Below are 23807 nucleotides of genomic sequence, written 5' to 3'. Positions count from 1 at the left end.
TGGGCATGAAACTGTTTATCCAAGCCACCACTAAATCAGGTGAGTTCGTCCGCGCTGGTCGCAAGTGGACCAAGGCAGGCACTGTCGTTGACGGGGCCGACGTTACCGAGGCGCAAGCCAAGGCTCTCCAGCTTGAGCCAAACCTTCACGTGCGTGAGGCAACGCCTGAAGAGATTGCAGCGGCTCAAACCTCAACGGCTGCACCAATGGAAGCGGATGTCATTGATGCGGTTCTCGCCGCGATCCCGCAGTTGGCTGATGAGGACTTCACATCCAAAGGCCTGCCCGACATGGGCAAGCTGCGTGAAGCCGTGGACGCTGACCCCAAACTGGTCACACCGGAGGTTCGCGATGCGGCCATGAACAAGCTGATTGAAGGGGGATTTAAAGCCCCTTCAAAGGCCAGTTCATAACAGATCGCCCGGTCACCGTTTCTTCCTCCAAAGTTAATCGACGGTGATCAGCGAGTCCGCACCTGAAGTGGCAGCATCAGGTGCGGACACCCAATCCCTAAAACCCCGAGGCAGGACAATCCGCCCGCCCGCAGTGAGGACACCATCTAATGGCCTTTAAAATTACGATTGAAGAAATTGGGCAAGAGGTTCGAACCATAGGTGCGAAATGGGAATTGGGCGCAGGGGAAACGCCAAGTGGCTATGGCTACACCCCTGAAATTGAAACCACCGCAGATTTTGAGCGCAAAATCTACGAGCAGACAGTCGATGAGCTCGACATGCCCAGTCTGGTGAGCGTCGTCAACAAGATCGCAAAATAGGACTGCAGCCCCAAAGGCGCAGCCCAGCACGTAAACTCCCGTCGTGAGGACACCATGTACGCCACGCAAGATGACATTGTTACACTCTACACGTTGGACGCGCTTGTTGTGGCTGATCGTGATGGGGACGGCGTGCCGGATAGCGACGCGATCACGCGGGCGTTGGTATCGGCATCCAGTGAGATCGATACGTCTTTGCACGTGCGGTATGATCTGCCGCTGACCACTGATCATGCAATTCTGACACAATACTGCGTAGATATTGCGCTCTACCGCCTTGCTGGCTCTGCCGCGACGATGACCGACGAGCTGCGCCAACGCTATGAGGATGCGCTCAAAGGTTTGGAGCATATCGCATCCGGTAAAAAGCGGCTGCTGATCCCGATTGTCGAGGGCGATGATGATGCGCCAAGCGATGGTGGTCCGAGTCCGATTGTCACTGGTGGACCTGAGCGTCTGTTCAGCCGCGCAAAAATGCGAGGCCTGTGATGTCTGGTGTCTCCCTAGATTTTAGCTTCGATGACGCGGAGGTCAGTCGGTTCTTAAACGGGCTGTCTGATGTGGCGATTGATGCGCTGGCCTATAACGTCGGCGCGCTTCTCGAAAGTTCGACAAAAGAGCGTTTGGCGACTGGCCAATCCAGTCCTGAAGGGGAGCCTTGGGCGGACTGGTCAGAGGGCTACGCGGCAACGCGCAGCGCGCATCATTCGCTTTTGATCGACAGCGGCAATCCGGGGCTTTTGGAGAGTATCCAGAACTATTCAAGCGGCGGAACTGCCGAGGTCGGCAGCAACATGGTTTATGCCGCGATCCACCAATTCGGTGGCGCAGGCGCTGGCAAACCCGAAATTCTGGCGCGTCCCTATCTTGGTGTCTCACCTGATGACCGCCGCGATGTCCGCGATTTGATCATGGGTGATTTGGCGGGGCTTGCGCAATGAGCCAGCTCCTTCACACCCTTCCGCAAGCGATTGCTGACAGGCTCAAACCCTTGATGCCCAAAATCCGCGAGTGCAAAGGCATTGCGGGCCGCTTCAATCTTGAGCGCCTTCAGAAAGAAAGCATCAACACGCCTGCGATATTGGTTTCCATTCTTGAGCTGAAGCAAACAACGCCCGCTGCTGGCCCGGTGCACTTCTTTGATCTGAGCATGGCTGCATTCATTGTGACCAAGGATCAACTGGGCCTGTCTCGTGATGAGGCTGGCGCAAACATAGCAGCGGCGCTGTGCGCCTATGTCCCAGACAAGCGGTGGGGTGAGCCAGCATGTGGAGAGGCGCGCAATGTGCGCGCGCAATCCATCGTGACGGCTGGCCTTCTCAAAACGTCCGCAAGCCTTTGGGCTGTGACGTGGACCCAGCCTTGCACCTTTGCAACGATACCGGAACCCGAAGCCATGGGCGTTGAGCTGTATCTGGGGCATGCGCCAGAAATCGGAGCAGCGCATATCGACGACTACAAACGCATTGGGGAGATTCCTGATGTCGTTTGAAGCTGCAGAGGCCGCGCGCCGTGCCGCCAATGCCGTTCGGGTTGGCAGAATTGTCAGCGTGGATGCGGATAGCGCCCAAGCTGTTGTCGATTTTGGCGGTTTGATTAGTCCGCCTTTGGACGTGGCGCAGTTGCGAGCGGGGGGACTTCAATTCTGGTGGATGCCGACCGAAGGCGAGCAGGTTGTTGTGCTGTGCGAGAGCGGTGACATCGCCCAAGGCATTATCACTTTTGGCATCTATGCGGGCAACGCCCCCAGCTCGGACGGCGGGGTGCCGATGATCAATTTGGGCGGCGGCAAGATGATCGTGCAGGGCGACATTGAGGTCACCGGAGACGTGATCGCATCCGGCGTGAGCCTCGTGAAACACACACATTCGGACGTGGTGTCCGGCAACAGCAGCACAGGGAAACCAAACTAATGAACACGTATAAGGCAAACTTCACAGGACGGATTGCAGGCGTTCGCCGCACAAAGGGCGAGACGTTCGAATTGACCGCTGGGCAGGCGAAATATGAAAACGTTACGCTGGAGCCAACCGAGCAGGTGATTGACGCGCCAAGCGATGCCCCGAAACCCAAGAAGGGTGCGGGCGACAAATGATTGGCATGAGCAGGCAAACAGGGAAGGCTCTTGAGGGGGATGCGCATCTTGCGCAGTCCATTCATGACATCCTGACGACATCCAAGGGTTCGCTGGTAATGCAGCGCGCTTACGGATCGAACTTGCCTGACATTATTGATCAGCCGCTCAACGGCGAAACACTTGTGGACGCCTATATGGCGACTGCCGAGGCGCTCGATCTGTGGGAGCCACGGATCAGCCTTGCGCGCATTCAACTGGTTACAGCGCGTGCGGGCTACGCAGAGTTTGAACTCACAGACGGGCAGGGCAATATGATCCCGATGCCTGTGAGCTTGTCCGCAACGGCGGTGTTTTCATGAGCCGTTTTGACAGCATTGATCTAAGCAAACTGCCACCACCCGAAGTCATCATGACTGTCGATTATGAGGTGCTGCTGGCTGAGATGAAGGCCAAGGCAATTGAGCTGGTGCCGGAACTGTCTGAGGTGTTGGCCCTTGAAAGCGATCCCGCGACCAAACTGCTGCGGGTCTGCGCCTATTACCGCATGCTGGATCGGCTCGAATTTAATGACGGTGCGCGGGCAAACATGCTGGCGCTGGCAACTGGCACAAACCTTGATGGGTTGGGCGTTTTGTGGGGTGTGGAGCGGCTGGTTATTGAGGCCGCTGATGACACAACAGTGCCAGCAACCGCGCAGGTTTTGGAAGGGGATGTGGCCTTTCGGGCGCGCATCCAGCTTTCCCTAGAAGGCCTTTCAACAGCGGGGCCGCGCGGCTCCTATATTTTCTGGGCGTTGTCAGCTTCAGGCTCGGTCAAAGACGCCAGTGTATCCAGTCCGGCCCCCGGTCAAGTTGTGGTCAACATCTTGTCACATGAGGACAACGGCACACCGTCAGCAGCCCTTTTGGATGCCGTGATTGCTGTGCTGAATGATGAGGACGTGCGCCCGCTGACAGATCAGGTGTTTGTGCAGCCCGCTTTGATTGTTCCCTACACTGTCGAGGCGACTTTGACGCTTTATTCTGGCCCTGATACCAGCACCGTTGAGGTCGCATCCGAGGCGGCGTTGGTTGCGTATATCGACGAGCACCACCGTCTTGGTCATGACATCACCTTGTCGGGTCTCTACGCCGCGCTGCATCAGCCCGGTGTGCAGAACGTCACAATTGCAGCGCCTCTTGCGGACATTGTGATTGGTGCGGATCAAGCGGCGTTCTGCACCTCTGATGCGCTTGCGATCTCTATCGGGGGTCGTGATGTCTGATCTGTTGTCACTTTTACCAACCAACCGCACAGCCACCGAGGCGGCACTTGAGCAAGCGATCCGTGAAGGCCAACCGGACCTGACACCAATTGCCAAACTGATGAATCCTGACATCTGTCCCGAGGAACATCTGGGGTGGCTGGCGTGGGCATTCTCTGTTGATGTGTGGAACCCTGATTGGTCCGTTGCGGTCAAACGAGAAACCATCCGTACCAGTATCAAAGTGCACCGGGTCAAAGGCACGCGCGGGGCTGTGCGCCGTGCGTTGGAAAGCATTGGCTTCAGGACGGATATCTCGGAATGGTTCGAGCATGGCGGAGATCCACACACGTTCCGCGTTGATGCCTACGGCGACGATGTTTTTGCGGCGGGGTTTCAAGTGGACCTTGATCTGCTGGAACTGGTGACCCGTATGATTGAGAGCCTCAAACCTGTTCGCTCTCACTTCACATTGCGGATTGGTCAGTCGTTTGAGTATCCGAATTTCGCCCGATTTGCAGTGCGGTCGCGTCAAAAGATTGAGGTTGATCTAACACCGCAAGCCCCGCGACGCACCTCGGCATCCGAGTTGTTTTGTCGCTCTCACATTCAACCCATTGCGCGATGCACCGCCAGTGTACGCCCGGTGCCAAGCACCCGCACAGCCCGTTCGGTTCTGACACTGCGCAGTGCGGTTCAGGCCCGTCAGGTCATTGGTGGAACATTTGCAATAATCGCTCAAACGGAGGTTCAAAATGTCCTTTAACGGCACCCAGCTCACGACGCTCTATGCACAACAAACAATGATCAGTGCGGCCTTGGGTGATGGCCCGCGCATCGAGATAACCCATGTCGCCCTGGGCGACGGTTTGGGGGCTGGATATGAGCCTTACGAAAACCAGACAGCCCTGCGCAATGAACTGGTGCGCAAGGCAATCACTCGCCAACATTTTGTGAACGAAAACACGCTGCGGGTGGTGGTTGAGTTCGGCTTAGACATTCCTGCGTTCTGGTTGCGTGAAATCGGTTTTTTCGACGCAACGGGCAATCTGATCTTTGTCACGGCGGGTGCAGATATCACGCCCGGCTACACCTCCGCATTCGAGCTGATCTTTGACGGGTATCTCAACCTCTCTGGCGTCAAGGACGGCTTGGTAGTTGTGACGGCCCCTAACGATGAGGTCTTCGATCTGGCGCTGCACACGGCGCATGGGATGGCACTCTTACAACTGGAACAACTCCGTCAGGGCAAAGCGATCCGCAAAGCCCATGGCGCGTATTAAAGGAAGCAAACATGAGCGATCTAAGCACATCACAAATCATTGAAGACATGCACGGTTGGAGCAAATTGGTAGCCGATGTCGGCGCGTTGTTCGAAACTTTCGAAGGGCGCATGGATGCGATGAGCAACTCCCTTTTGAGCAAAGTCTACATCAATAGCCAAGCTGGGGATGACGAGGCTTTGGGTGGGGAAACGACACCTGTGCAAACCTTAGCCGAAGCGGTTTCAAGGGTTCCTGCGGGGGCCTTTGGGACCATCATTTTTAAAACGTCCGTCACGGTAGCAGAGAAGATCGATACACGCGCCCGTGGTCTGTTGTTTGAGGCGTACCCAACTGTGGCCGCTGCACTGCGCTCGGATTGGTGGGTTGGCGAGGATGGCTTGCAATACCCCGGCCAGATCAACTTTGCAGGCAGCTATGGGTCGGTTGGTTTCCACGGGGTTGGACTGCATTTTGAGGAACGGCCAGCCGGCACACGTGGCGACCCATATGCTTGCGGTGTGTTCGTGACCAACAGCCTGACACCGCCTTTGTTCTGCGGATTCTTTCAATGCGCGATCACTCGTGATGCTGGCGCAGACGCATTCTTGATCGCTGGATCGTCCGACACCAGCACACTGAATGTTGCGACCTCAGTCACCTATTCGTCTGCCATGAACGGCTACTGGTTTGCGGGTGTGCCGGCTGGAACAGCGCGGACATCCACCCGCTACAACACCAATATTACCAGCCTTTAAAGGGGAACAAACATGCAAGATTTATTGAATTTTGAACACGGCGGCATGATCTACAATGATGCCAAATCCGCCCTTGCTGCGGGTGCTGATCCGGTCGCTGTTGACGCCGCGCAGAAAGGGCTGGACGGTCGAGGAAAACGCGATGTGATCCGGGGCCAGATCGAGCGCGAAGCGGGCGATGTTCCCTCTTTGCTCGGCACCACGTCGGACGCCGCCACAATTGCGATTTTGGTTGGCGCTTGCTTCATGGCCTCGCTGGACGAAAAGACCAGCTACAGCGCGTTTCGGGCCAAGGCCAACGCTTACATGCAGGAAATTTCGGGTGACTACGATCCGACGGAAATCGCAAAGGCCTTTCTTGCGGCTGTCGCAGCGGGTGATGTTCGCCTGCCTGCCCTTGAAAAAGGGATTGTTGAAGTGCTGGCAGAAGTGACCCAGCGCAGCAATGCGGTTGCCCAAGCGATCAACCCGGTTGCGGGGGCGTAGCAAATGCAACGCCTCGCCACCCTTTCCCAAACCATTCTTGGGCGCGACCGCGTCCAAGTTGAAACGGCCTGCAGTCAGGCCTTTGCTCTTACCAATGGAGGTTCCTAATGCCTGAGCAGTTTCTTCATGGCGTCGAAGTTGTCCAAAGTGATGACGGTATCCGCCCAATTTCAACAACCAAAAGCTCGGTGATCGGCATCGTCGGAACGGCGGCAGGGGTGAGTGATGATTTGTTCCCCTATGACACACCTGTCCTGATTGGTGGGCCGCGCGCTGCCGCAAATCTGGGTATCGATGGCGGTACGCTACGCGATGCCTATGCGGCGATGTATGCCCAAGGGGCCAGCGTTGCGGTTGTTATCCGCGTTCAAGAGGGAGCGGACGACGCGGCCACTTTGGCAAATGTGGCAGGTGATCCGATTGCTCAAACAGGTGTTTGGGCGTTTGAGACGGCGCGCAGTCTGCTGGATGTATCACCGCGCATTCTGGTCGCACCGGGCTTTACGTCCAGTGCGGCGGCTGATCCTGCCAATCCGGTCACAACCAATTTGATCGCCGTTGCAGAAAAGCTGCGTGCGGTGGTGGTGGCGGATGGTCCCAACACCAATGAGACAGATGCCAAACTGGACCGCCAAAAATGGGACTCTGATCGTCTGATGATCGTTGATCCGGCGGTCACAGTGTTTGACACAACAGACGCGCTATACGAGACACGCCCGGCATCCGGCTATGTGGCGGGTTTGATCGCCAAACGTGACCTCGAAAAAGGGTTCTGGTGGTCCCCATCCAACCAAGTGATCAACGGAATTTCCGGCACCGCACGGCCTGTGAGCTTCCACCTCAGTTCCAGCGAGACGGAAGCCAACCGGATGAACGAGGCGGATGTCACAACCATCATCCGGCGTGACGGGTTCCGCCTCTGGGGCAACCGTGGCGCAGGGGCTGATGCACAGTGGGCATTCTTATCTGTGCGCCGCACCGCTGATATCATCTACGAGAGCATCGAGCGCGCTCAGTTGTGGGCAATGGATCGTCCCATGTCTGCACAGCTTTTCCTTGATATCCGCGACAGCGTTCAGGGGTTTGGCCAAGGGCTTGTTAATCAGGGTGCCTTGCTGGGGTTCAACATCTGGCTTGATCCTGAGCTGAACACTGAGGCCACCCTGAAGGCGGGCCTGCTGTATCTCAATTTCGACTTCGAGCCACCTGCACCGTTGGAGCGTCTTGTGTTCCGCGCGTACCGCAATGGCGATTATTATGATGACCTGATCGCTTCGGTCAGTGCAGCGGCTTAAGGAGTAGTCCCAATGCAATATCCCCGTAAAATCCGAAACTTTTCTGCGTTCATTGATGGTGTCGGTTATTCCGGCAAAGTGACTGAGGGCAGCTTGCCGGAACTGAAGATCAAAACCGAAGCCCACCGTGGCGGCGGCATGGATGGTTCCGTCGCTCAGGATATGGGCATGGAAGCGCTGCAGGCCGCGATCACGTTGGCTGAATGGCCCCCTGAGCTGATCAAGATGTTCGGCACCCGCCAGCGGATGACCTTTCGCCCGACTGCCATGGGCGAGGATGATTTTAGTGCTGACGCCTACGTCTCCACAATGGGCGGTCGCTTTACGGTGGCCAACTTCTCCGACCTCAAGCCGGGTGGTGACACGCCGCTCAAGCTGACGCTGGAAGTCGACTATTTCCGCATGGTGTTAGACGGCGATGTGTTGTTCGAGATCGATGTCGAAGCTGGCAAGCGGATCATCGGCGGCGTCGACCAGCTTGCAGAAATCCGCGCGGCAATGGGCATCTGAGTTTAACCGCGCTGCCTGATGGGTGGCGCGGCTCTTTCTGCCGGGGTTTCGCGTAAACGCCCGCACCGCACTGGGGCGGTTCAGGCGACACGTCACCCAGACGATTACACCTTATAAGGACCATTCGAATGCCCGTTGAAAACATGAATAAGATCACGCTGCACGCCCCGATTAAGGACAACGGCGAAGAGATCACGGCGATCACATTGACGCGGCCCAACAGCGGACATTTGCGCGGCTTAAAGCTGCTCGACCTTGCCCAGATGGATGTGACGCAAGTGACCAAGCTGTTGCCGCGCATCTCACGTCCTCGGCTGTCTCCTGAAGCCGTTGCCCAGATTGATCCGATTGATCTGATGACCCTATCGGCTGCGATCTCCGGTTTCTTCTTTGCCAAGGATCAAATCGACAATGAGCGGGCGCTGATGAATGCCGAGATTGAGGAGGCCGACTTTGTCCCTTTGGACACAGCGGCGGTGACGGCGAAAGCCTAAGCCTGCCGGATGATGTCGAGGCGGTTATGGCCGACCTCGCCATCGTCTTTCGCTGGGGGCCAAGTGAAATGGACCCCATGCCCCTAGATGAGCTGATGCGCTGGCATGCCCATGCTGTCGAGCGATCCCCAACACCAAAGGACACGCCGTGAACGATCTGAATGTCTCTGTGATCATGCGCTTGGTGAACAAGTTGCGCGGTCCTGCGCGTGAAGCACAGGGGGATTTACAGCGCATCGAGGCGCAAACGGAACGGCTGGAAAAGCGCACGGGCGGAGCAGCGCGTGCGCAGGTTTTGATGGGGCAGGCTGGCCGTGTTGCGATGCGCGGCGTGGCCATTGGCGCAGGCGCTGCAGCGCTTGCTGCAGGTAATTCGATCCGGCAGGCGATCAAGATGGAGGACGCGTGGTCTGACGCAAACAAGACATTGGAATTGTCTCCTGTCGCCCTGGCGCAAATGAAAGATCAAGTGGACGCGATGGCCACACGCATTCCAATCGCGCGCGAAGGTTTGGTGGATATCGTGGCGACGGCGGGCCAGCTCGGTATCCGAGGCAGTGCCGATATCATGGCCTTTACTGAAGACGCGGCCAAAATGGCCGAGACCTTTGATGTGGCTGCGGGCAATGCCGCTGGCATGATGGGATCATGGCGCGAACAGATGGGCTATTCTCAGGACGAGGTGCGCCTGTTGGCGGATCAAATCAACTATCTGGGAAACACCACAGCGGCGAACAGTGCTCAACTTGCGGCCTATACGACAGGCATTGTGGGCATTGCCGATGAGGCGGGCCTGACGGAGGAAGCAACGCTTGCTTTGGGGGCCGCAATGATCGCCTCGGGCCGAGCGCCTGAGGTTGCAGTGACGGGGATGCGGGCCTTGTTCCGCACAATGACATCGGGTGCCGACCAGATGACCAAAGCGCAATCTGATGTGTTGGGGAGTATTGGCTTGATGCAGGACTGGAACGAGATCCAGCTTCAAATGCAGACCGATTCAGAAGGGGCTATCCTGCGAGTTGTGACGGCGCTTTCCAGCCTATCCGAGGAGCAACGCACAGCGGCGGCTGGTGATCTGTTTGGAGAAGAGGCCGCGCGTGCGCTTGGCCCTATGTTGACCAATGTTGAAAAGCTGGAAGGGGCGCTGGATCGCATCCCCGAAATCGCAAAAGCTGCAGGGTCTATGAATGCTGAATATCTGGCATTGAGCGAGGACGTGGCGGACAATTGGAAGCGGGTAAAGAACGCTCTGGCCGCGCGCTCGGAGGGCTTTGGGGAAACCATGCTGGACCCAATCAACGCGGGTCTTAAAGGCACGTTGGAATTGCTGGCATCCTTGGATGAACGGGCGAATGTGTTCGAACGGATGGGGCAGGGTTGGAAAGGCTTTACGAGTGGTTTTTCCTCGGGTGGCGGCAGCGAGATTGCGGAAACCTTGGGGCGCATTTCTGGGGCAATAGGTGACTTCATTCTAGGTGTTGAAGGGCAAGACCCCGGCGAGGTGCTGGCGCGGGTGTTTATCCGGGCGAAAGAGATGGGGGAACGGGCGGGCCAAATGCGGGATGCTGTAGCGGCGGCATTCGAACCTCTGGGGGAACACCTGAAGGGCTTACAGACTGCGGCGGGTGCGTTGTCGAACGGCGACTTTGCCAATGCGCAAACGATGATTTCTGACCAGTCTTTGACTGGTTGGGAACTGCCGAGATTCCGCGTCTGGATTACAAAGAAATTTACGAACAACTGTTGCCAACTGAGGTGATGGACATGCCTGCAGTGCAGTCCTTTATCAGCCTTACGCAGAGCGTTTTTGATGCGCTTCACGGCATTGCAACATTCGTCAAAAACACAGGCGCTGCTTTCTTGGGCGGCTGGCTTGAAGGCTTCAGTGCGTCCATTGATCCGGCGATGAAACGGTTGAGCGCAACCTATGATCAACTGCAGCCAATCGTTGATAACTTTACGCGCATTTTTACCGCCTTGGGGAGCCTCTTTAATGGCGCTGCCGAAGATGATGATGTGACGTCATGGTTTGCCAGTTTTGGGGAGCTGATTGGCTCGATCTCTGGCACAGCGTTTGAGATATTGGCCACGGTTTTGGAAGGCATTGCACGGGCGATTGTAGCCGTGACCGGGGCTGTTGCATCCGCGCTTGAGGGCGACTTTGCCGGGGCTGCTGACAGCCTGCGCGACTTCTTCACATGGCTGGGTGATTTGCTGCTGCCTGAGTGGTTGGATGACTTCAGTCTGGGTGACTATTTTGCGGGCGCGTTCGACTTTGAATGGATCGACATGCTGCCGTCATGGGACTGGGGAGCGATCATTCCCGACATGCCGAGCTTTAGCATGCCTGACTTTGGCGGGCTGTTTGGGGGAGATGGTCCTGACGACGTCGACGTTCCCGATGCACCAACCAAAATACCCGATTTGCCAACCATCAAAGAGGTGCGCGCGGACACGGGCAAAGTTGAGGTGCTGCAGGCCAAGATCACGGCTGTAATGTCGGATGCGCAGGAGATGCCCGGTGTTGTTGAAGCTGCGATCCGTCAGGCTGAACAGGCGGCAACACTTGATCTGACATCTGCAGGTGCTGATATGATGCAGTCCCTTGCAACGGGCATTCGCAGTGGCACGGCCGAGGTGGTTGAGGCGGTGTCTGCAATGGCGGATCAGGTCCGCCGCGCGATGCCCACAGCCCCCGCTGTAAAGCTGGTCGCCAATGCTCAGCCAAAGGTACAGGCGCGTGCTGTTGGCGGTAATTTTGGCCCCGGATTTTTGCTGACAGGGGAGCGCGGGCCGGAACTGGAATATCGCACACGTGGGGGCTTTATTGCCCATAACGGCCAGCTTCAGGAGATGATCCGCAGGACGGATGCAATCCGGCGCAATGTACAATCCGCGCGGGGCGGTGCCATGGGCGGGCAAGCTCAATTGCAAAAGATGATTGTGCGCTCGGATGCGATCCGTCGCACGGTTGGACGCTCCGCACCTGCGGGTGTGATTGCGGCCCAAGCTGCCCCGCGCGGTGAGGGTGATCTAACCTTTGGCGACATCCACATTCACCCAGCAGCGGGGGCCGATCCCGCCGCTATTGCGCGTGAAGTGCGCCGTGAGCTGAAGCGTCTCAGTGACGCCAAACGGGGCAATCTGCATGACGGGGAGATGTACGGATGAACCTGTCTCTGGTGATGATGGCGCTGGGAACCTTCCGGTTCGGCCTATCCAATGGCGGCTATCAGGAGTTCTCCCGCGAGGCGGGCTACCGCTGGAACAAGGTTGACCGTTTGGGCCGTGCGCCTGCGTTGCAATACGCGGGTGAAGACGCCCAGACCGCGACGTTAGAAGGGGTGATCTATCCCCACTTTAAAGGCGGTTTGCGGCAGGTTGAGCTGATGCGCCTTCAGGCGGGAACGGGTGTGCCGTTTATGATGGTCGACGGCCTTGGTTGGGTTTGGAAAAAGTGGTGCATCACGGGCGTAACCGAGCGCAAGAAATACCTGATGCGCGATGGGGCCCCACGGCGCATCGACTTCTCGATCACGTTGCAATCTTACGGTGCGGACAGCGGCGGCTTGTCCTCTTTCATTGAGGATTTGCTATGAGTGTTCACCGCACAATTGACGGCGATATGGTCGATGCAATCTGTCATGCACATTACGGCAGCGCGGCCTTGTCTGTTCTGGTCTATGAGGCAAACCCCGGTCTGGCCGAACGCGGCCCGATCCTGCCGATGGGGATTTTGATCACGTTGCCAGAGGTCGCGCCAGAACCTACGCGCACGCCTGTGCGGTTGTGGTGATCTGATATGAAGATTGGATTCCGCGTTCTTTCAAATGGCAGTGATGTCACGGCTCCGATTGGTGACAGGCTGATCGGGATCACCGTCACCGATGCTTCAGGGGAAACAGCAGACACTGCCGAGATCGAGATTGATGACCGTGATTACCTCGTGGCGCTGCCTGCGGTTGGGGCTGTGTTAAAGATCGCGATGGGCTTGGGGAGTGAGCTGGTCGAGCTGGGGCAATTTGTGGTGGATGAGATCGGCGGCACTGTTGGTCCTGACACGATGAGCATTAAGGCCAAATCCGCTGATATGCGCGCCGCGATCAAATCCGCCAAAACCCGCGCGTGGCAGGATGTGACGCTAGAGGACATCGTTGCCAAGATCGCAGGCGAGCATGGTCTGGCCAAGCAAATCAGCGATAGCCTGAAATCGGTACACTATACCTATCTTGCGCAAACCTCGGAAAGTGACCTCAATTTCCTGACCCGCATCGCCCGCGATCTGGACGCCACGTGCAAGCCAGCAGGCGGCGCGTTGGTATTTGTCAAAACGGGTGAGGGCAAAGCCGCTGATGGCAGTGCTCTGCCCGTGTTCACGGTGCACCGCAGCCAGATGGCCAGCGCATCTTGGCAACTGACGGGCAGGGGCAAGTTTGGCCGCGTGGTAGCTGAATGGTCCAAGCGCGGCACAGGCCGTGTGGAAAAGGTGACGGCGGGCAATGATAAACCAGAGCACATCCTGCGCACCCGCTACGCCAATCAAGCCGAAGCCCAACGCGCCGCAGATGCCGCCCTTGCCAAGTCCAAACGCAACAGCGGCACATTGTCCGTCGAGCTGGGCGGCTACTGGGGTGATTTGATGGCTGAAGGGCTGATTGACGTGTCCGGCATTAAACCGGAGCTGAATGGCCGCTGGTTGGTCAAGACGGTGACGCACCGTCTCAGCAGCACACTAACAACGTCCTTTGAGGCGGTACGAGACAACGACGCGGCTTCACTTTTGTAGAGGTCGCTGACCGAGCATCGGATAGTGGTCAATGTCCGCTCTGAGCCCTTGAAGAACATTCCGGCATGTCGAAGCAAGTCGGTCCTGCTTGTGATGAGGCATCGTGTTCCCCTTTCCGCAAACTATGTTACAATCGGGTCATGAAAATCCCCGACGACATATCCCATATCCTGCGCGAGATCGACCAGTCGCTCAAGGAGAAGGGCATTCCGCCCCACTCGCGCCCTATCATGGCGGTGATCGAGTTTGGCAATAGGTTCCACATCAGCCTTCCACTGGCCAAGCTCCCGTCCAGTGCTCCACCTGAATTGATCGCGACGAGCGTCCACTCCGACAACATCCACCGTTGGTACGAGGAGATCTACGGCGACTTAATCAAGACCGATTTCTCCGAGAAGGCCAAGGTCGCGGTCCTCGCCGATGGCGACATTTGGGAGATGAGAATTCCGCTGATTTATGGGACGGTAGTGATCGAGGTTAAGCGCGAATTGCCCAAAGAGCTTGGGAACAGGATCGGAAAACAGGCACTCGATATCAACGCCTGCGCATCGTTGACCAGCATCACCCAGGCCCGCCTTCAGCACTTTTCTAACAACGACTTAAACGAAGTCTATGGGCTGTTCGTTATCGGCCTCGATGTGAGAAACGCCTTTAATCGTTTCCGCAAGGCCGACCCAATGTTCGCCGCAGCTGAAGAGGACTGGTTCACCGCGGTTGGACACATGACCAACCAGTCCCCAAACTGGGGACAGGCAAGATGGTCCTCACTTCAGATGACCGAGAAATTTATGAAGGGCATGATCGCAGTCATTGGCGACCATGAGGTGCCATGGGGGCACAAGTTGAAGGAGCTTCATGACACCCTCGGACTCTCAATCCAAGGCCTCGATCTTCGGCACCTCATTGCGGACACCCAGTGCAATGCATCCGTCCGTTACAATGACCCGAAGACGCCATCTACGCGGAAACAGGCCTACAGTGCCCACAAGGCCAGCCTGCTCGTCATTCGTGTATTGGGTGAAGTAGAATACAGCCAAAACCGATGAAATTTATATGCTTCAAGTCTCTCCGAGTGTGGTTCGTGCTTGCCGTACTGGCTCGCATTTTCCCGTCGTCAAGAGCGTCAAGGCCGTCGATGTCGCAACCCCAAGCGATTTTTGCGCATATCCCGAGAACAGTAGTTTGTCCGCATAGTCGCCGTTCAGTCTGTTAACCCGCCTGTCTCGCACAGCAGACAATTTCCGATTGCTCGCCATATTTGACGTTGCTGTCCAAAAGGGCGGCCAAGCGCTGCATGTGCGGCGGCTTCTTTGGAAGGTGATTGTCGGATGGGAATTCATCCCACTGTTCGAATATCTGTTCGAAAGGACCGCAAAAACGAATCACTTAGAACTTTTGCTGCAAGTTTCTCTGTAAAACACTGCAAGATTCGATGTCACGCTACAAACGATACGAGAACGAATAAGGAACTTAGTTTGAAGATAGCGTAAAGGGTGAAATTTCTGGGAAATCGTGGGAAATTTTGGATGGCGAAGCGTTTTGTCAATATCTAGTGTATTTTGAATTTTGTGTCAGCACATATGCCTGCATTTTACTGTATTCACGCTTGTGATACGTCAATTTAGGCGGTGACTTGGTCATGTAATTCGCATTTTTCCGAAGAAAAATGTAGACGCCCATGATTTCCCATGGCATCCCTAGTGCATCGGATGAGAACGAGACACGGGGCACCAAACGACCCCACATAAAAATAAAACTCTAGCAGGTTTCATACAGGCCTCGATTTTCATCAGACCAAGAGATCCGGCGCGCGAGCGAGCAGACATCCCCCCAGGTGGCGCGCGCAGTCGGACATACCCGCAAAGCGGGGCAAAGTGGCGGGTTGATCAGTGGCAGCAGATCAATCCGCCCTTTTTACATTCAGGGGTTGGGGCAGGGACCTTAATCACAAATCGAAAGACGGTCACGCCAAAGGCGGACAAAGGAAATCAAGTGAGCCGAAGGTTCAGAGGCGAAAGCCAACATAAAGTCGACACGAAGGGGAGGGTATCTATACCAGCCTCTTTTCGGCGTGTGTTGGAGTCTGCTGATCCGAACTGGAAAAGCGGCGAAACGCCCGAGCTGGTGATTGTTTACGGTGATCACCGCCGCAGCTACCTTGAATGTTATACAATGCAGGCCATCGAAGAGGTGGACACAAAGATCGACGCGTTGCCGCGTGGTTCTATGGAACGTAAAATGCTGCAGGCCCTGTTTCATGGGCAGTCCTTTCCTACGACTGTCGATGAAACCGGACGGCTGGTTCTTCCCGCGAAATTGCGCGGTAAAATCGATCTGGATAAAGAGGCCTTCTTTATCGGGATGGGCGATACATTCCAGATTTGGCAGCCAGAAACATACGACACTCAAGAGCGTGCCAAGCAGGAAGCATGGCTCGACGAGCTGCCAGAGGATTTTGATCCGATGCAGTTCCTAGACGGACCTGCTGGGGCGTAGCGGGTTATGGCTTCTGACCAGACCTCCCCCCACATTCCAGTTTTGTTGCGCTCCATTCTAAAGGCGGTCGCACCTGTTGAGGGCACGTGGCTGGACGGCACATTTGGTGCTGGCGGTTACACACGTGGCTTTTTAGATGCAGGGGCCGAGCGGGTGATTGCGGTAGACCGTGATCCGCTTGCGTTTGAGATGGCAAAGCCTTGGGCTGGTATTTACGGTGATCGTTTGGTCATGCAGCAGGGCGTGTTCTCCAAGATGGATGAATATGCCCAAAACCTTGATGGGGTTGTGCTGGATCTGGGTGTTTCGTCTATGCAGCTTGATCTGGCCGAGCGCGGGTTTTCCTTTATGCGGGATGGTCCGCTGGACATGCGAATGTCTCAGGATGGCCCATCAGCGGCTGATCTGGTGAACGAAGCTTCCGAGGAAGAGCTGGCAAACATTATCTTTCTGTACGGTGAAGAACGCGCCAGCCGCCGTATTGCCAATCTGCTTGTCCGCGCCCGTGAAGAGGCGCCCATCACCCGCACATTGAAGCTATCAAGATTGGTTGAAAGCTGCTTGCCACGCGCAAAGCCAAACCAAAGCCATCCCGCCACGCGTACCTTTCAGGCACTGCGTATCGCAGTGAACAATGAATACGGTGAGTTGTGGGAAGGCCTGATGGCCGCTGAGCGCGCGTTAAAGCCGGGCGGCAAGCTGGCCGTGGTCACGTTCCATTCAGTTGAGGATCGTATGGTGAAGCGGTTCCTGACCGCGCGGGCCGGGGCGGGGGGGAATGCCAACCGGTTTGCCCCTGAAATCATTCATGATGCGCCACAATTTGAGATCAAGTCGCGCAAGGCCATTGGGCCCGACGCACAAGAACTCGAGGAAAACCCACGCAGCCGCAGTGCCAAACTTCGTGTCGCCACGCGCACGGATGCACCCGCAGGCACTATTGAGGCAAAGGCCATCGGCATGCCGATGATGAAGGAGAAAAAGCAATGAGGTCGGTGATCTTTGTTCTGACGGCATTGGGTGTGATTGGGTTGGCGTTTTGGGCCTACCGCGAAAACTATGCCACTCAGGCCGTATTGAATGACACCGACAAATTGCACTTTGAAATTCGCAATGCATATTCGCGTTTGGCTGTTTTGCGTGCCGAGTGGGCCTTTCAAAACCGCCCCGACCGTTTGCGCGATCTGGCTGAGTTGAACTTTGAACGTCTCCAGTTGTTGCCGTTGCATCCCGACCAGTTTGGTCAAGCGGATGAAGTGCAATATCCCGCACCCGATTTACTGCCGATCACCAATCCGGTTGATGTTTCAACGATGAATGCGGAGGAAAAGCTATGATCCGCACACCGTTACGCCCGCTTGCACGCATCCTTGAGGCACGGGCGAAGGGAGAAAACCCTGACGCGATTGAACATCAAAACCGCCGCATTCGCCATGAACAAATGCAAGATCAAGACCGATTTCGTGCCGAGGGCCGTCTGCTGGTGCTTGGGGTCTTCTTTTTCTGCGCCTTTGCCGTGGTTGGTGCCCGCATGGGTCTGCTTGCCGTTTCAGATCCCGTTGAGCCGCGCGCCCACGCCCCCGGTTCCATAATTGCTAATACCCGCGCCGACATTGTGGATCGCAATGGCCGTATCCTAGCAACCAATCTGGATACCCACGCGCTTTACGCCCAACCGCCTCATTTGATTGACGCAAAAGGGGCCGCGCAAAAACTGGCGAAGATTTTTCCTGATCTTAAAGAAGAGCGCTTGATCAAGGATTTCACTGGCAAGCGCAAGTTCTTGTGGGTGAAGAAAAAAATCAGCCCTGAGCAAATGCAGGCCGTGCACGATATCGGTGATCCGGGCCTGTTGTTTGCGCCGCGTGACATGCGCCTTTACCCCAATGGTAAACTGGCTGCGCATATCATGGGTGGTGCCAGCTTTGGCCGCGAAGGTGTGCGCGCAGCCGAGGTCATAGGCGTGGCGGGGGCCGAGAAGTATTTTGATGACTACCTGCGTGATCCGGCGAATGCGGGCAAACCGCTAAAACTCAGCCTTGATCTAACCATTCAAGCAGCGGCTGAACGGGTTCTTGAGGGCGGCATGAAGTTGATGAACGCCAAAGGTGCAACTTCCATCTTGATGGATGTGCACAGTGGCGAAGTGATTAGCGTGGCGTCTTTGCCCAGTTTTGATCCCAACAATCGTCCGCGCCCCGCCGTGGAAGGGGATGCCTCTGATAGTCCTCTCTTCAATCGCTCTGTTCAAGGGGTGTATGAACTAGGATCAACGTTCAAGATCTTTGCCGCCGCCCAAGCGATGGAATTGGGATTGGTGAATGCAGGCACGATGATCAACACCGCTGGTCCTATGAAAGTCGGCGGGCATAACATTGGTGAGTTTGCCAACCATAACTACGGCACAATCAGCGTTAGCCAGGTCATTGAGAAATCTTCCAACCGAGGGACAGGCCGCCTTGCGCTTATGATTGGCAAGGAACGTCAGCAGGAATTCCTGCGCAGCCTTGGCTTGTTTGAGCGCACCTCGTTTGAGATCGTAGAAGCCTCGGGCGGGCGGCCGCTTTTGCCAGAACGCTACACCGATTTGTCTGCAGTAACTATTTCCTATGGTCACGGCATTTCAACGACCGCGATGCACTTGGCTGCGGCTTACTCCGCGATTGCAAATGGCGGCCGTTCTGTCAAACCGACGTTGATCAAACAAAATGGCCCGCAAATGGGAGCGCGTGTGATGCGTTCCGAAGTTGCTGCGGCGTCGCGCCGGATGTTGCGTGATGTGGTGATTGGCGAAGGCGGGACCGCCTCTTTTGGAGAGGTGCCGGGGTATTTCGTGGCAGGTAAGACGGGCACAGCGGATAAACCCAAGCCGCGCGGCGGGTATTATAAAGAAAAAACCATCACCACCTTTGCCTCCATGTTCCCCGCACATGACCCCCGCTATGTACTGGTTGTGACCTTGGATGAGCCGATTGAAACCTCCAGTGGCAAGCCGCGCCGCACCGCAGGTTGGACGGCTGTGCCGATCGCAGCCGAGATGATCCGCCGTGTTGCGCCCTTGCTAGGAATGCGACCAGCCATTGAACCCTCTGGTGTCGCTGGTATAACCCTCACCAGCAGCAACTAAGCCAACAGGCCCCCAATATGACAACCGCTTTGAGTACCTCACTAAATTCCTTGGGGCTCATGGCCGTGGGGGGCGAAAATCCGATCTTGAACAGTCTTGAAGTCGATAGCCGACGTGTCAAAAAGGGCACCTTGTTTGCTGCGATGCCGGGATCGGTTGTTCATGGCGCCAGCTTTGTTGAAAAGGCATTGGAACAAGGTGCCACAGCGATATTAACAGACGCAGTTGGTGCCAAACTGGCGGGACATGCCGTTCGCGCAGCTGGCGTAGCGCTGGTGATATCTGAGCAACCCCGCGAAGCATTGGCCCGCGCTGCTGCGCTATGGTTTGGCTGTCAGCCGAAGACCATGATCGCGGTGACAGGGACAAATGGCAAAACGTCCGTGAGCACCTTTGTGCGTCAGATCTGGATCGAAATGGGATTGGATGCCATCAATCTGGGTACAACAGGGGTCGAAGGCGCATGGACGGCACCATTGGCCCATACCACACCAGAGCCGATTACATTGCACCGCACCCTCGCGCAGGCTGCCCAAAACGGCATAACCAACGGCGCGATGGAGGCTTCCTCGCATGGGTTAGACCAGCGCCGCCTTGACGGGGTGATGTTGAAAGCCGCAGGGTTTACCAACTTCACCCAAGATCACTTGGATTATCACGAGACATTTGACGCTTATTTCGATGCAAAGGCGGGGCTGTTTGTCCGTGTCCTTCCCGAAGATGGCACTGCCGTAGTGAATATCGATGACGCCAAAGGCGTGGATGTCGTCGCGATTGCGCAGGCGCGTGGCTGTAACGTGATTACCGTTGGCCGTGATGGGGGCGATCTGCACCTCACTGCCCAGCGATATGACGCGACAGGGCAGGACTTGCGGTTTGAATGGCGCGGAAAATCCTATCAAAGGCGGCTTAACCTGATTGGCGGGTTTCAGGCGGATAACGTCTTGCTAGCGGCGGGTCTGGTCATTGCGTGCGGGGCTGATCCTGCTTCTGTGTTTGATACCATTCCGCATCTTACCACGGTTCGAGGACGCATGCAGTTGGCGGCCACACGCGATAATGGCGCGGCAGTGTTTGTGGATTACGCCCATACGCCTGACGCTGTAGCAACCGCACTTTCTGCGATGCGCCCGCACGTGATGGGCCGACTGATTGCCATTGTCGGCGCTGGCGGGGATCGCGACACGGCCAAACGGCCGTTGATGGGCGCAGCGGCTGCAGAAAATGCGGACGTTGTGTTTGTTACAGATGATAATCCACGCTCCGAGGATCCGGCTACCATCCGTGCTGCTGTGATGCAGGGCTGCCCAAACGCTGCCGAGTTCGGCGACCGCGCCGAGGCGATCCTGCGCGGTGTTGATCTGCTAGAACCGGGTGATGCGTTGCTGGTTGCGGGCAAGGGACATGAGACAGGCCAAACGATTGGTGATGATGTGTTGCCGTTTGATGATGTAGAACAGGCCAGCGTCGCAGTGGCCGCGCTTGACGGGAGACTAACATGAGCTTGTGGACAGGAGCGGAGGCAGCTGCCGCAACAGGTGGTGAACTGCGCGGCGATTGGGCCGTAAACGGCGTGTCGATTGACACACGTACACTTGAAAAGGGCGATCTGTTTGTTGCCCTCAAAGATGTGCGAGACGGACATGAGTTTGTCACCGCCGCATTGGAAAAAGGGGCAGGGGCCGCGTTGGTTTCGCATGTGCCTGACGGCGTTGCAGACGATGCGCCTTTGCTCATTGTCGAGGATGTCCTTAAAGGGTTAGAGGCGCTAGGTGCGGCTGCGCGTGCGCGGACTGACGCTAAGGTTATTGGCATCACTGGCTCGGTTGGAAAGACTTCAACCAAAGAAATGCTATTGGCGATGTTGGCTGTGCAGGGACGCACGCATGCGTCAGTAGACAGCTATAACAACCATTGGGGTGTACCGCTCACGCTGGCGCGGATGCCAGCGGACACGCAATACGCGATCATTGAAATGGGCATGAGCCATCCCGGTGAAATCCTGCCGCTTACGATGTTGACGCGCCCTGATGCAGCATTGATCACAAACGTTGCCGCCGCACATCTAGAGGCATTTGATAACATCACAGGCATCGCCTTGGAAAAGGCCAGCATTTTTGACAGCTTGCCGATTGGTGGAGCGGCTGTGTACAACGCTGATGTCGAAACATCTGCTATTCTAGCAGCAAAAACCCACGACCGCCGTTTGCACGGCATCGCTTTTGGCGAAAACGGTTTTGATTGGAAGCTCAAAGAACTCACCATTCAGGGTGACACCACAATTGTGCAGGCCGAAGTGGACGACAAGCCGTTGTTGTTCAAGCTGGCCACGCCGGGGCGTCATTTTGCCATGAACGGGTTGGGGGCGCTTGCGATTGTTCAGGCCATTGGTGCTGATCTTGCGCAGGCGGTTGCTGTGCTGGGGCGGTGGACACCGTACAAAGGGCGCGGATTGCGCGAAATCATCCAGCTTGATCCGGTTGAAGCACGCCAGCGTCTGTCTTTGATCGATGACAGCTACAACGCAAACCCCACATCCATGGCCGCCTCTCTTGAGGTGCTGTCAGGGGCGCAAACAACCGACGGCGTGGGCCGTATCGGCAAAGGCCGCAGGATCGCATTTCTGGGCGATATGAAGGAATTAGGCGCTGATGACATTGCGCTGCACGCGGGGATTGCGCATCTGGACGCTACCAAAACGTTGGATGTGGTTCACTGCGTTGGCCCGTTGATGCGGTCGCTGTATGATCTGTTGCCCGAACACCAGCGCGGTGATTGGTTCGAAACCTCGACAGAAATGTGCGATGGCCTGCGTCACCGATTAGATGCAGGGGATGTTGTGCTGGCCAAGGGCTCTTTGAGCATGAAATTAGGTCTAATCGTTGACGCCATCCGCAAAATGGGCCATCCGGTAACAGAAATATGACACCCCTATACAGGGGCGTACTGTGACATAGCCTACAAGATGTAGGCATTGGGACTGTTGAACAAGTAAGGACGATGTATGCTATATTGGTTAACCCTGCTGTCGGATGGCGGCGATTTCTTTAACCTGTTTCGCTACATTACCTTTCGCGCTGGCGGTGCTTTTTTCACCGCGCTTCTCTTTGGCTTTCTATTTGGAAAACCACTGATCAACATGCTGCGCCGCACCCAAGGTAAGGGCCAGCCGATCCGTGATGATGGCCCCGAGGGACATTTCGCGAAAGCGGGTACTCCTACGATGGGCGGGCTGCTGATCGTTGGCGCACTGTTGACCTCAACCTTGCTGTGGGCCCGGTTGGATAACGCCTTTATCTGGATGATCTTGTTTGTCACTATTAGCTTTGCTGCCATTGGGTTTGCGGATGATTATGCAAAAGTAAGCAAACAAACTGTTGCGGGTGTTTCTTCAAAAGTCCGCCTGCTGCTTGGTTTTATCATTGCTGGAATTGCTGGTGTTTGGGCTGCGGCCTATCACCCCGCAGAATTGCAGAACCAGCTGGCGTTGCCAGTGTTCAAGGACACGCTTATTAATCTTGGCTACTTGTTTGTACCCTTTGCGATCATCGTCATTGTGGGGGCGGCGAACGCCGTAAATCTTACTGACGGTTTGGATGGCCTTGCGATTATGCCTGTGATGATCGCGGCCAGTTCGTTGGGTGTGATTGCCTATGCTGTTGGCCGTGTGGATTTTACCGAATACCTTGATGTGCACTATGTTCCGGGCACGGGCGAAATTCTGGTCTTTACCGCTGGCATCTTTGGTGGGGGGCTGGGGTTCTTGTGGTACAACGCACCGCCTGCGGCTGTGTTTATGGGCGATACGGGTTCGCTTGCTCTTGGTGGGGCGCTGGGTGCTATCGCGGTAGCAACCAAGCACGAATTGGTTTTGGCGATCGTTGGCGGCTTGTTTGTTGTTGAGGCCCTGTCGGTGATTATTCAGGTGCTTTATTTTAAACGCACAGGAAAACGTGTTTTCCTGATGGCGCCGATCCATCATCACTATGAGAAAAAGGGATGGGCTGAACCGCAGATCGTCATCCGCTTTTGGATTATCTCGCTGATTTTGGCGATGATCGGTCTTGCAACACTGAAGGTCAGATAATGTCTGCGCCTGTAAAAGAGACGCAAGCGATGATCTCGGGGATGGCACCGCTGTTGGATGATGCTGTGTATCATTTTTGTGTGGGACCAGAGACACTATTGCCTCAGGCTATCGCCAGCTTTCGCGAAGACGAAGGTCTGTCCTTGATCCTGCCGGACGCCGTTGCACAGGCCCATGGTCTGCAAAGCGACTTACCGATGAAGCGGATTACCCTCAGTGTCTTCTCTGCGCTTGATGGCGTTGGGTTAACGGCAGCTGTTGCAACCGTTTTGGCGCAGGCAGGGATCGCGTGTAATATGGTTGCAGGTACGCACCATGATCATGCTTTTGTACCTGCTCAAATGGCAGACCAAGCAGTTGCATTGCTCAAATCCTTGGCGGACGACGCCTAAAGGGCTACGCACTCATTAG

At 56.1% G+C, this 23807-nt stretch carries 31 protein-coding genes; all 31 read left to right on the top strand.

The annotated features are described in order from the left end of the window. Positions 1-5: 5 nt before the first annotated feature. On the top strand, positions 6-413 hold the full coding sequence (locus tag V7775_RS13910) for a hypothetical protein (protein ID WP_335752508.1): 408 nt from the start codon (positions 6-8) through the stop codon (positions 411-413). A gap of 149 nt (positions 414-562) precedes the next feature. Then, a complete protein-coding gene (locus tag V7775_RS13905; protein WP_335752507.1) occupies positions 563-775 on the top strand; it encodes a hypothetical protein in 213 nt (70 codons plus the stop codon). 54 nt (positions 776-829) lie between these two features. Further along, complete coding sequence (locus V7775_RS13900) at positions 830-1264, top strand: gp436 family protein (protein ID WP_335752506.1); 435 nt, start codon at positions 830-832, stop codon at positions 1262-1264. After that, the gene (locus V7775_RS13895) at positions 1264-1716 is read left to right on the top strand and encodes a phage virion morphogenesis protein (RefSeq protein WP_335752505.1); all 453 of its coding nucleotides are present in this window, start codon (positions 1264-1266) and stop codon (positions 1714-1716) included. The genes V7775_RS13900 and V7775_RS13895 overlap by 1 nt, the downstream gene beginning before the upstream one ends. Beyond that, a complete protein-coding gene (locus V7775_RS13890) occupies positions 1713-2267 on the top strand; it encodes a hypothetical protein (RefSeq protein ID WP_335752504.1) in 555 nt (184 codons plus the stop codon). The genes V7775_RS13895 and V7775_RS13890 overlap by 4 nt, the downstream gene beginning before the upstream one ends. Further along, on the top strand, positions 2257-2688 hold the full coding sequence (locus V7775_RS13885) for a phage baseplate assembly protein V (RefSeq protein ID WP_335752503.1): 432 nt from the start codon (positions 2257-2259) through the stop codon (positions 2686-2688). Before V7775_RS13890 ends, V7775_RS13885 begins: the two co-directional genes overlap by 11 nt. After that, a complete protein-coding gene (locus V7775_RS13880) occupies positions 2688-2870 on the top strand; it encodes a hypothetical protein (protein ID WP_335752502.1) in 183 nt (60 codons plus the stop codon). Before V7775_RS13885 ends, V7775_RS13880 begins: the two co-directional genes overlap by 1 nt. A 5-nt stretch (positions 2871-2875) precedes the next feature. Beyond that, entirely contained in the window at positions 2876-3211 is a 336-nt protein-coding gene (locus tag V7775_RS13875) for a GPW/gp25 family protein (RefSeq protein ID WP_335752501.1), read from the top strand. Next, positions 3208-4116, top strand: a complete 909-nt coding sequence (locus V7775_RS13870) for a baseplate assembly protein (protein ID WP_335752500.1) — start codon at positions 3208-3210, stop codon at positions 4114-4116. The genes V7775_RS13875 and V7775_RS13870 overlap by 4 nt, the downstream gene beginning before the upstream one ends. Then, on the top strand, positions 4109-4861 hold the full coding sequence (locus V7775_RS13865; RefSeq protein WP_335752499.1) for a phage tail protein I: 753 nt from the start codon (positions 4109-4111) through the stop codon (positions 4859-4861). Before V7775_RS13870 ends, V7775_RS13865 begins: the two co-directional genes overlap by 8 nt. Further along, positions 4851-5378 carry a phage tail-collar fiber domain-containing protein gene (locus V7775_RS13860; protein WP_335752498.1) on the top strand — a complete coding sequence of 176 codons (528 nt, stop codon included), beginning with the start codon at positions 4851-4853 and terminating at the stop codon, positions 5376-5378. Before V7775_RS13865 ends, V7775_RS13860 begins: the two co-directional genes overlap by 11 nt. A gap of 11 nt (positions 5379-5389) precedes the next feature. Then, entirely contained in the window at positions 5390-6115 is a 726-nt protein-coding gene (locus tag V7775_RS13855) for a hypothetical protein (RefSeq protein ID WP_335752497.1), read from the top strand. Positions 6116-6127: 12 nt separating this feature from the next. After that, a complete protein-coding gene (locus V7775_RS13850) occupies positions 6128-6601 on the top strand; it encodes a hypothetical protein (protein WP_335752496.1) in 474 nt (157 codons plus the stop codon). 107 nt (positions 6602-6708) lie between these two features. Beyond that, positions 6709-7896 (top strand): phage tail sheath subtilisin-like domain-containing protein, encoded by a 1188-nt coding sequence (locus V7775_RS13845; protein WP_335752495.1) that lies wholly within the window; start codon positions 6709-6711, stop codon positions 7894-7896. A gap of 12 nt (positions 7897-7908) precedes the next feature. Beyond that, positions 7909-8406, top strand: a complete 498-nt coding sequence (locus V7775_RS13840; protein ID WP_335752494.1) for a phage major tail tube protein — start codon at positions 7909-7911, stop codon at positions 8404-8406. Between the two features lie 128 nt (positions 8407-8534). Beyond that, entirely contained in the window at positions 8535-8900 is a 366-nt protein-coding gene (locus tag V7775_RS13835; protein WP_335752493.1) for a phage tail assembly protein, read from the top strand. 26 nt (positions 8901-8926) lie between these two features. Continuing rightward, the gene (locus V7775_RS13830) at positions 8927-9052 is read left to right on the top strand and encodes a GpE family phage tail protein (RefSeq protein WP_335752492.1); all 126 of its coding nucleotides are present in this window, start codon (positions 8927-8929) and stop codon (positions 9050-9052) included. After that, on the top strand, positions 9049-10659 hold the full coding sequence (locus tag V7775_RS13825; protein WP_335752491.1) for a phage tail tape measure protein: 1611 nt from the start codon (positions 9049-9051) through the stop codon (positions 10657-10659). Before V7775_RS13830 ends, V7775_RS13825 begins: the two co-directional genes overlap by 4 nt. Positions 10660-10664: 5 nt before the next feature. Next, on the top strand, positions 10665-12071 hold the full coding sequence (locus tag V7775_RS13820) for a hypothetical protein (protein ID WP_335752490.1): 1407 nt from the start codon (positions 10665-10667) through the stop codon (positions 12069-12071). Next, complete coding sequence (locus V7775_RS13815; RefSeq protein ID WP_335752489.1) at positions 12068-12499, top strand: phage tail protein; 432 nt, start codon at positions 12068-12070, stop codon at positions 12497-12499. The genes V7775_RS13820 and V7775_RS13815 overlap by 4 nt, the downstream gene beginning before the upstream one ends. Then, positions 12496-12696, top strand: coding sequence for a tail protein X (locus tag V7775_RS13810; protein WP_335752488.1), 201 nt, complete (start codon positions 12496-12498; stop codon positions 12694-12696). The genes V7775_RS13815 and V7775_RS13810 overlap by 4 nt, the downstream gene beginning before the upstream one ends. A 6-nt stretch (positions 12697-12702) precedes the next feature. After that, positions 12703-13686 (top strand): phage late control D family protein, encoded by a 984-nt coding sequence (locus V7775_RS13805; RefSeq protein ID WP_335752487.1) that lies wholly within the window; start codon positions 12703-12705, stop codon positions 13684-13686. A gap of 140 nt (positions 13687-13826) precedes the next feature. Then, positions 13827-14732, top strand: a complete 906-nt coding sequence (locus V7775_RS13800) for a hypothetical protein (RefSeq protein WP_335752486.1) — start codon at positions 13827-13829, stop codon at positions 14730-14732. Positions 14733-15678: 946 nt separating this feature from the next. Further along, positions 15679-16182: a division/cell wall cluster transcriptional repressor MraZ gene (gene mraZ / locus V7775_RS13795; protein WP_335752485.1), complete on the top strand. Its 504-nt coding sequence runs from the start codon at positions 15679-15681 to the stop codon at positions 16180-16182. A 6-nt stretch (positions 16183-16188) separates the two neighbouring features. Continuing rightward, positions 16189-17172, top strand: coding sequence for a 16S rRNA (cytosine(1402)-N(4))-methyltransferase RsmH (gene rsmH, locus V7775_RS13790; protein WP_335752484.1), 984 nt, complete (start codon positions 16189-16191; stop codon positions 17170-17172). After that, positions 17169-17519, top strand: coding sequence for a cell division protein FtsL (ftsL, locus tag V7775_RS13785; protein WP_335752483.1), 351 nt, complete (start codon positions 17169-17171; stop codon positions 17517-17519). Before rsmH ends, ftsL begins: the two co-directional genes overlap by 4 nt. After that, positions 17516-19309 (top strand): peptidoglycan D,D-transpeptidase FtsI family protein, encoded by a 1794-nt coding sequence (locus tag V7775_RS13780; RefSeq protein ID WP_335752482.1) that lies wholly within the window; start codon positions 17516-17518, stop codon positions 19307-19309. The genes ftsL and V7775_RS13780 overlap by 4 nt, the downstream gene beginning before the upstream one ends. A gap of 17 nt (positions 19310-19326) precedes the next feature. Continuing rightward, the gene (locus tag V7775_RS13775; RefSeq protein ID WP_335752481.1) at positions 19327-20811 is read left to right on the top strand and encodes a UDP-N-acetylmuramoyl-L-alanyl-D-glutamate--2,6-diaminopimelate ligase; all 1485 of its coding nucleotides are present in this window, start codon (positions 19327-19329) and stop codon (positions 20809-20811) included. Continuing rightward, the gene (locus V7775_RS13770; RefSeq protein WP_335752480.1) at positions 20808-22235 is read left to right on the top strand and encodes a UDP-N-acetylmuramoyl-tripeptide--D-alanyl-D-alanine ligase; all 1428 of its coding nucleotides are present in this window, start codon (positions 20808-20810) and stop codon (positions 22233-22235) included. The genes V7775_RS13775 and V7775_RS13770 overlap by 4 nt, the downstream gene beginning before the upstream one ends. Positions 22236-22313: 78 nt before the next feature. After that, the gene (mraY, locus tag V7775_RS13765; RefSeq protein WP_335752479.1) at positions 22314-23396 is read left to right on the top strand and encodes a phospho-N-acetylmuramoyl-pentapeptide-transferase; all 1083 of its coding nucleotides are present in this window, start codon (positions 22314-22316) and stop codon (positions 23394-23396) included. Next, positions 23396-23788: an ACT domain-containing protein gene (locus V7775_RS13760; protein WP_335752478.1), complete on the top strand. Its 393-nt coding sequence runs from the start codon at positions 23396-23398 to the stop codon at positions 23786-23788. Before mraY ends, V7775_RS13760 begins: the two co-directional genes overlap by 1 nt. The last annotated feature ends 19 nt before the right edge of the window (positions 23789-23807 follow it).

Source organism: Sulfitobacter sp. (genome assembly GCF_036960155.1).
Lineage (GTDB): Bacteria > Pseudomonadota > Alphaproteobacteria > Rhodobacterales > Rhodobacteraceae > Sulfitobacter.
The sequence above is the reverse complement of the archived record's forward strand: the minus strand, read 5'-3'. Positions and strand labels throughout refer to the sequence as shown.

Excerpts from the sequence above, each read along its gene's own strand:
- V7775_RS13910 (WP_335752508.1), top strand. The coding sequence starts at position 6 with ATGAAACTGTTTATCCAAGCCACCACTAAATCAGGTGAGTTCGTCCGC.
- V7775_RS13905 (WP_335752507.1), top strand. The coding sequence starts at position 563 with ATGGCCTTTAAAATTACGATTGAAGAAATTGGGCAAGAGGTTCGAACC.
- V7775_RS13900 (WP_335752506.1), top strand. The coding sequence starts at position 830 with ATGTACGCCACGCAAGATGACATTGTTACACTCTACACGTTGGACGCG.
- V7775_RS13895 (WP_335752505.1), top strand. The coding sequence starts at position 1,264 with ATGTCTGGTGTCTCCCTAGATTTTAGCTTCGATGACGCGGAGGTCAGT.
- V7775_RS13890 (WP_335752504.1), top strand. The coding sequence starts at position 1,713 with ATGAGCCAGCTCCTTCACACCCTTCCGCAAGCGATTGCTGACAGGCTC.
- V7775_RS13885 (WP_335752503.1), top strand. The coding sequence starts at position 2,257 with ATGTCGTTTGAAGCTGCAGAGGCCGCGCGCCGTGCCGCCAATGCCGTT.
- V7775_RS13880 (WP_335752502.1), top strand. The coding sequence starts at position 2,688 with ATGAACACGTATAAGGCAAACTTCACAGGACGGATTGCAGGCGTTCGC.
- V7775_RS13875 (WP_335752501.1), top strand. The coding sequence starts at position 2,876 with ATGAGCAGGCAAACAGGGAAGGCTCTTGAGGGGGATGCGCATCTTGCG.
- V7775_RS13870 (WP_335752500.1), top strand. The coding sequence starts at position 3,208 with ATGAGCCGTTTTGACAGCATTGATCTAAGCAAACTGCCACCACCCGAA.
- V7775_RS13865 (WP_335752499.1), top strand. The coding sequence starts at position 4,109 with ATGTCTGATCTGTTGTCACTTTTACCAACCAACCGCACAGCCACCGAG.
- V7775_RS13860 (WP_335752498.1), top strand. The coding sequence starts at position 4,851 with ATGTCCTTTAACGGCACCCAGCTCACGACGCTCTATGCACAACAAACA.
- V7775_RS13855 (WP_335752497.1), top strand. The coding sequence starts at position 5,390 with ATGAGCGATCTAAGCACATCACAAATCATTGAAGACATGCACGGTTGG.
- V7775_RS13850 (WP_335752496.1), top strand. The coding sequence starts at position 6,128 with ATGCAAGATTTATTGAATTTTGAACACGGCGGCATGATCTACAATGAT.
- V7775_RS13845 (WP_335752495.1), top strand. The coding sequence starts at position 6,709 with ATGCCTGAGCAGTTTCTTCATGGCGTCGAAGTTGTCCAAAGTGATGAC.
- V7775_RS13840 (WP_335752494.1), top strand. The coding sequence starts at position 7,909 with ATGCAATATCCCCGTAAAATCCGAAACTTTTCTGCGTTCATTGATGGT.
- V7775_RS13835 (WP_335752493.1), top strand. The coding sequence starts at position 8,535 with ATGCCCGTTGAAAACATGAATAAGATCACGCTGCACGCCCCGATTAAG.
- V7775_RS13830 (WP_335752492.1), top strand. The coding sequence starts at position 8,927 with ATGGCCGACCTCGCCATCGTCTTTCGCTGGGGGCCAAGTGAAATGGAC.
- V7775_RS13820 (WP_335752490.1), top strand. The coding sequence starts at position 10,665 with ATGCCTGCAGTGCAGTCCTTTATCAGCCTTACGCAGAGCGTTTTTGAT.
- V7775_RS13815 (WP_335752489.1), top strand. The coding sequence starts at position 12,068 with ATGAACCTGTCTCTGGTGATGATGGCGCTGGGAACCTTCCGGTTCGGC.
- V7775_RS13810 (WP_335752488.1), top strand. The coding sequence starts at position 12,496 with ATGAGTGTTCACCGCACAATTGACGGCGATATGGTCGATGCAATCTGT.
- V7775_RS13805 (WP_335752487.1), top strand. The coding sequence starts at position 12,703 with ATGAAGATTGGATTCCGCGTTCTTTCAAATGGCAGTGATGTCACGGCT.
- V7775_RS13800 (WP_335752486.1), top strand. The coding sequence starts at position 13,827 with ATGAAAATCCCCGACGACATATCCCATATCCTGCGCGAGATCGACCAG.
- rsmH (WP_335752484.1), top strand. The coding sequence starts at position 16,189 with ATGGCTTCTGACCAGACCTCCCCCCACATTCCAGTTTTGTTGCGCTCC.
- ftsL (WP_335752483.1), top strand. The coding sequence starts at position 17,169 with ATGAGGTCGGTGATCTTTGTTCTGACGGCATTGGGTGTGATTGGGTTG.
- V7775_RS13780 (WP_335752482.1), top strand. The coding sequence starts at position 17,516 with ATGATCCGCACACCGTTACGCCCGCTTGCACGCATCCTTGAGGCACGG.
- V7775_RS13775 (WP_335752481.1), top strand. The coding sequence starts at position 19,327 with ATGACAACCGCTTTGAGTACCTCACTAAATTCCTTGGGGCTCATGGCC.
- V7775_RS13770 (WP_335752480.1), top strand. The coding sequence starts at position 20,808 with ATGAGCTTGTGGACAGGAGCGGAGGCAGCTGCCGCAACAGGTGGTGAA.
- mraY (WP_335752479.1), top strand. The coding sequence starts at position 22,314 with ATGCTATATTGGTTAACCCTGCTGTCGGATGGCGGCGATTTCTTTAAC.
- V7775_RS13760 (WP_335752478.1), top strand. The coding sequence starts at position 23,396 with ATGTCTGCGCCTGTAAAAGAGACGCAAGCGATGATCTCGGGGATGGCA.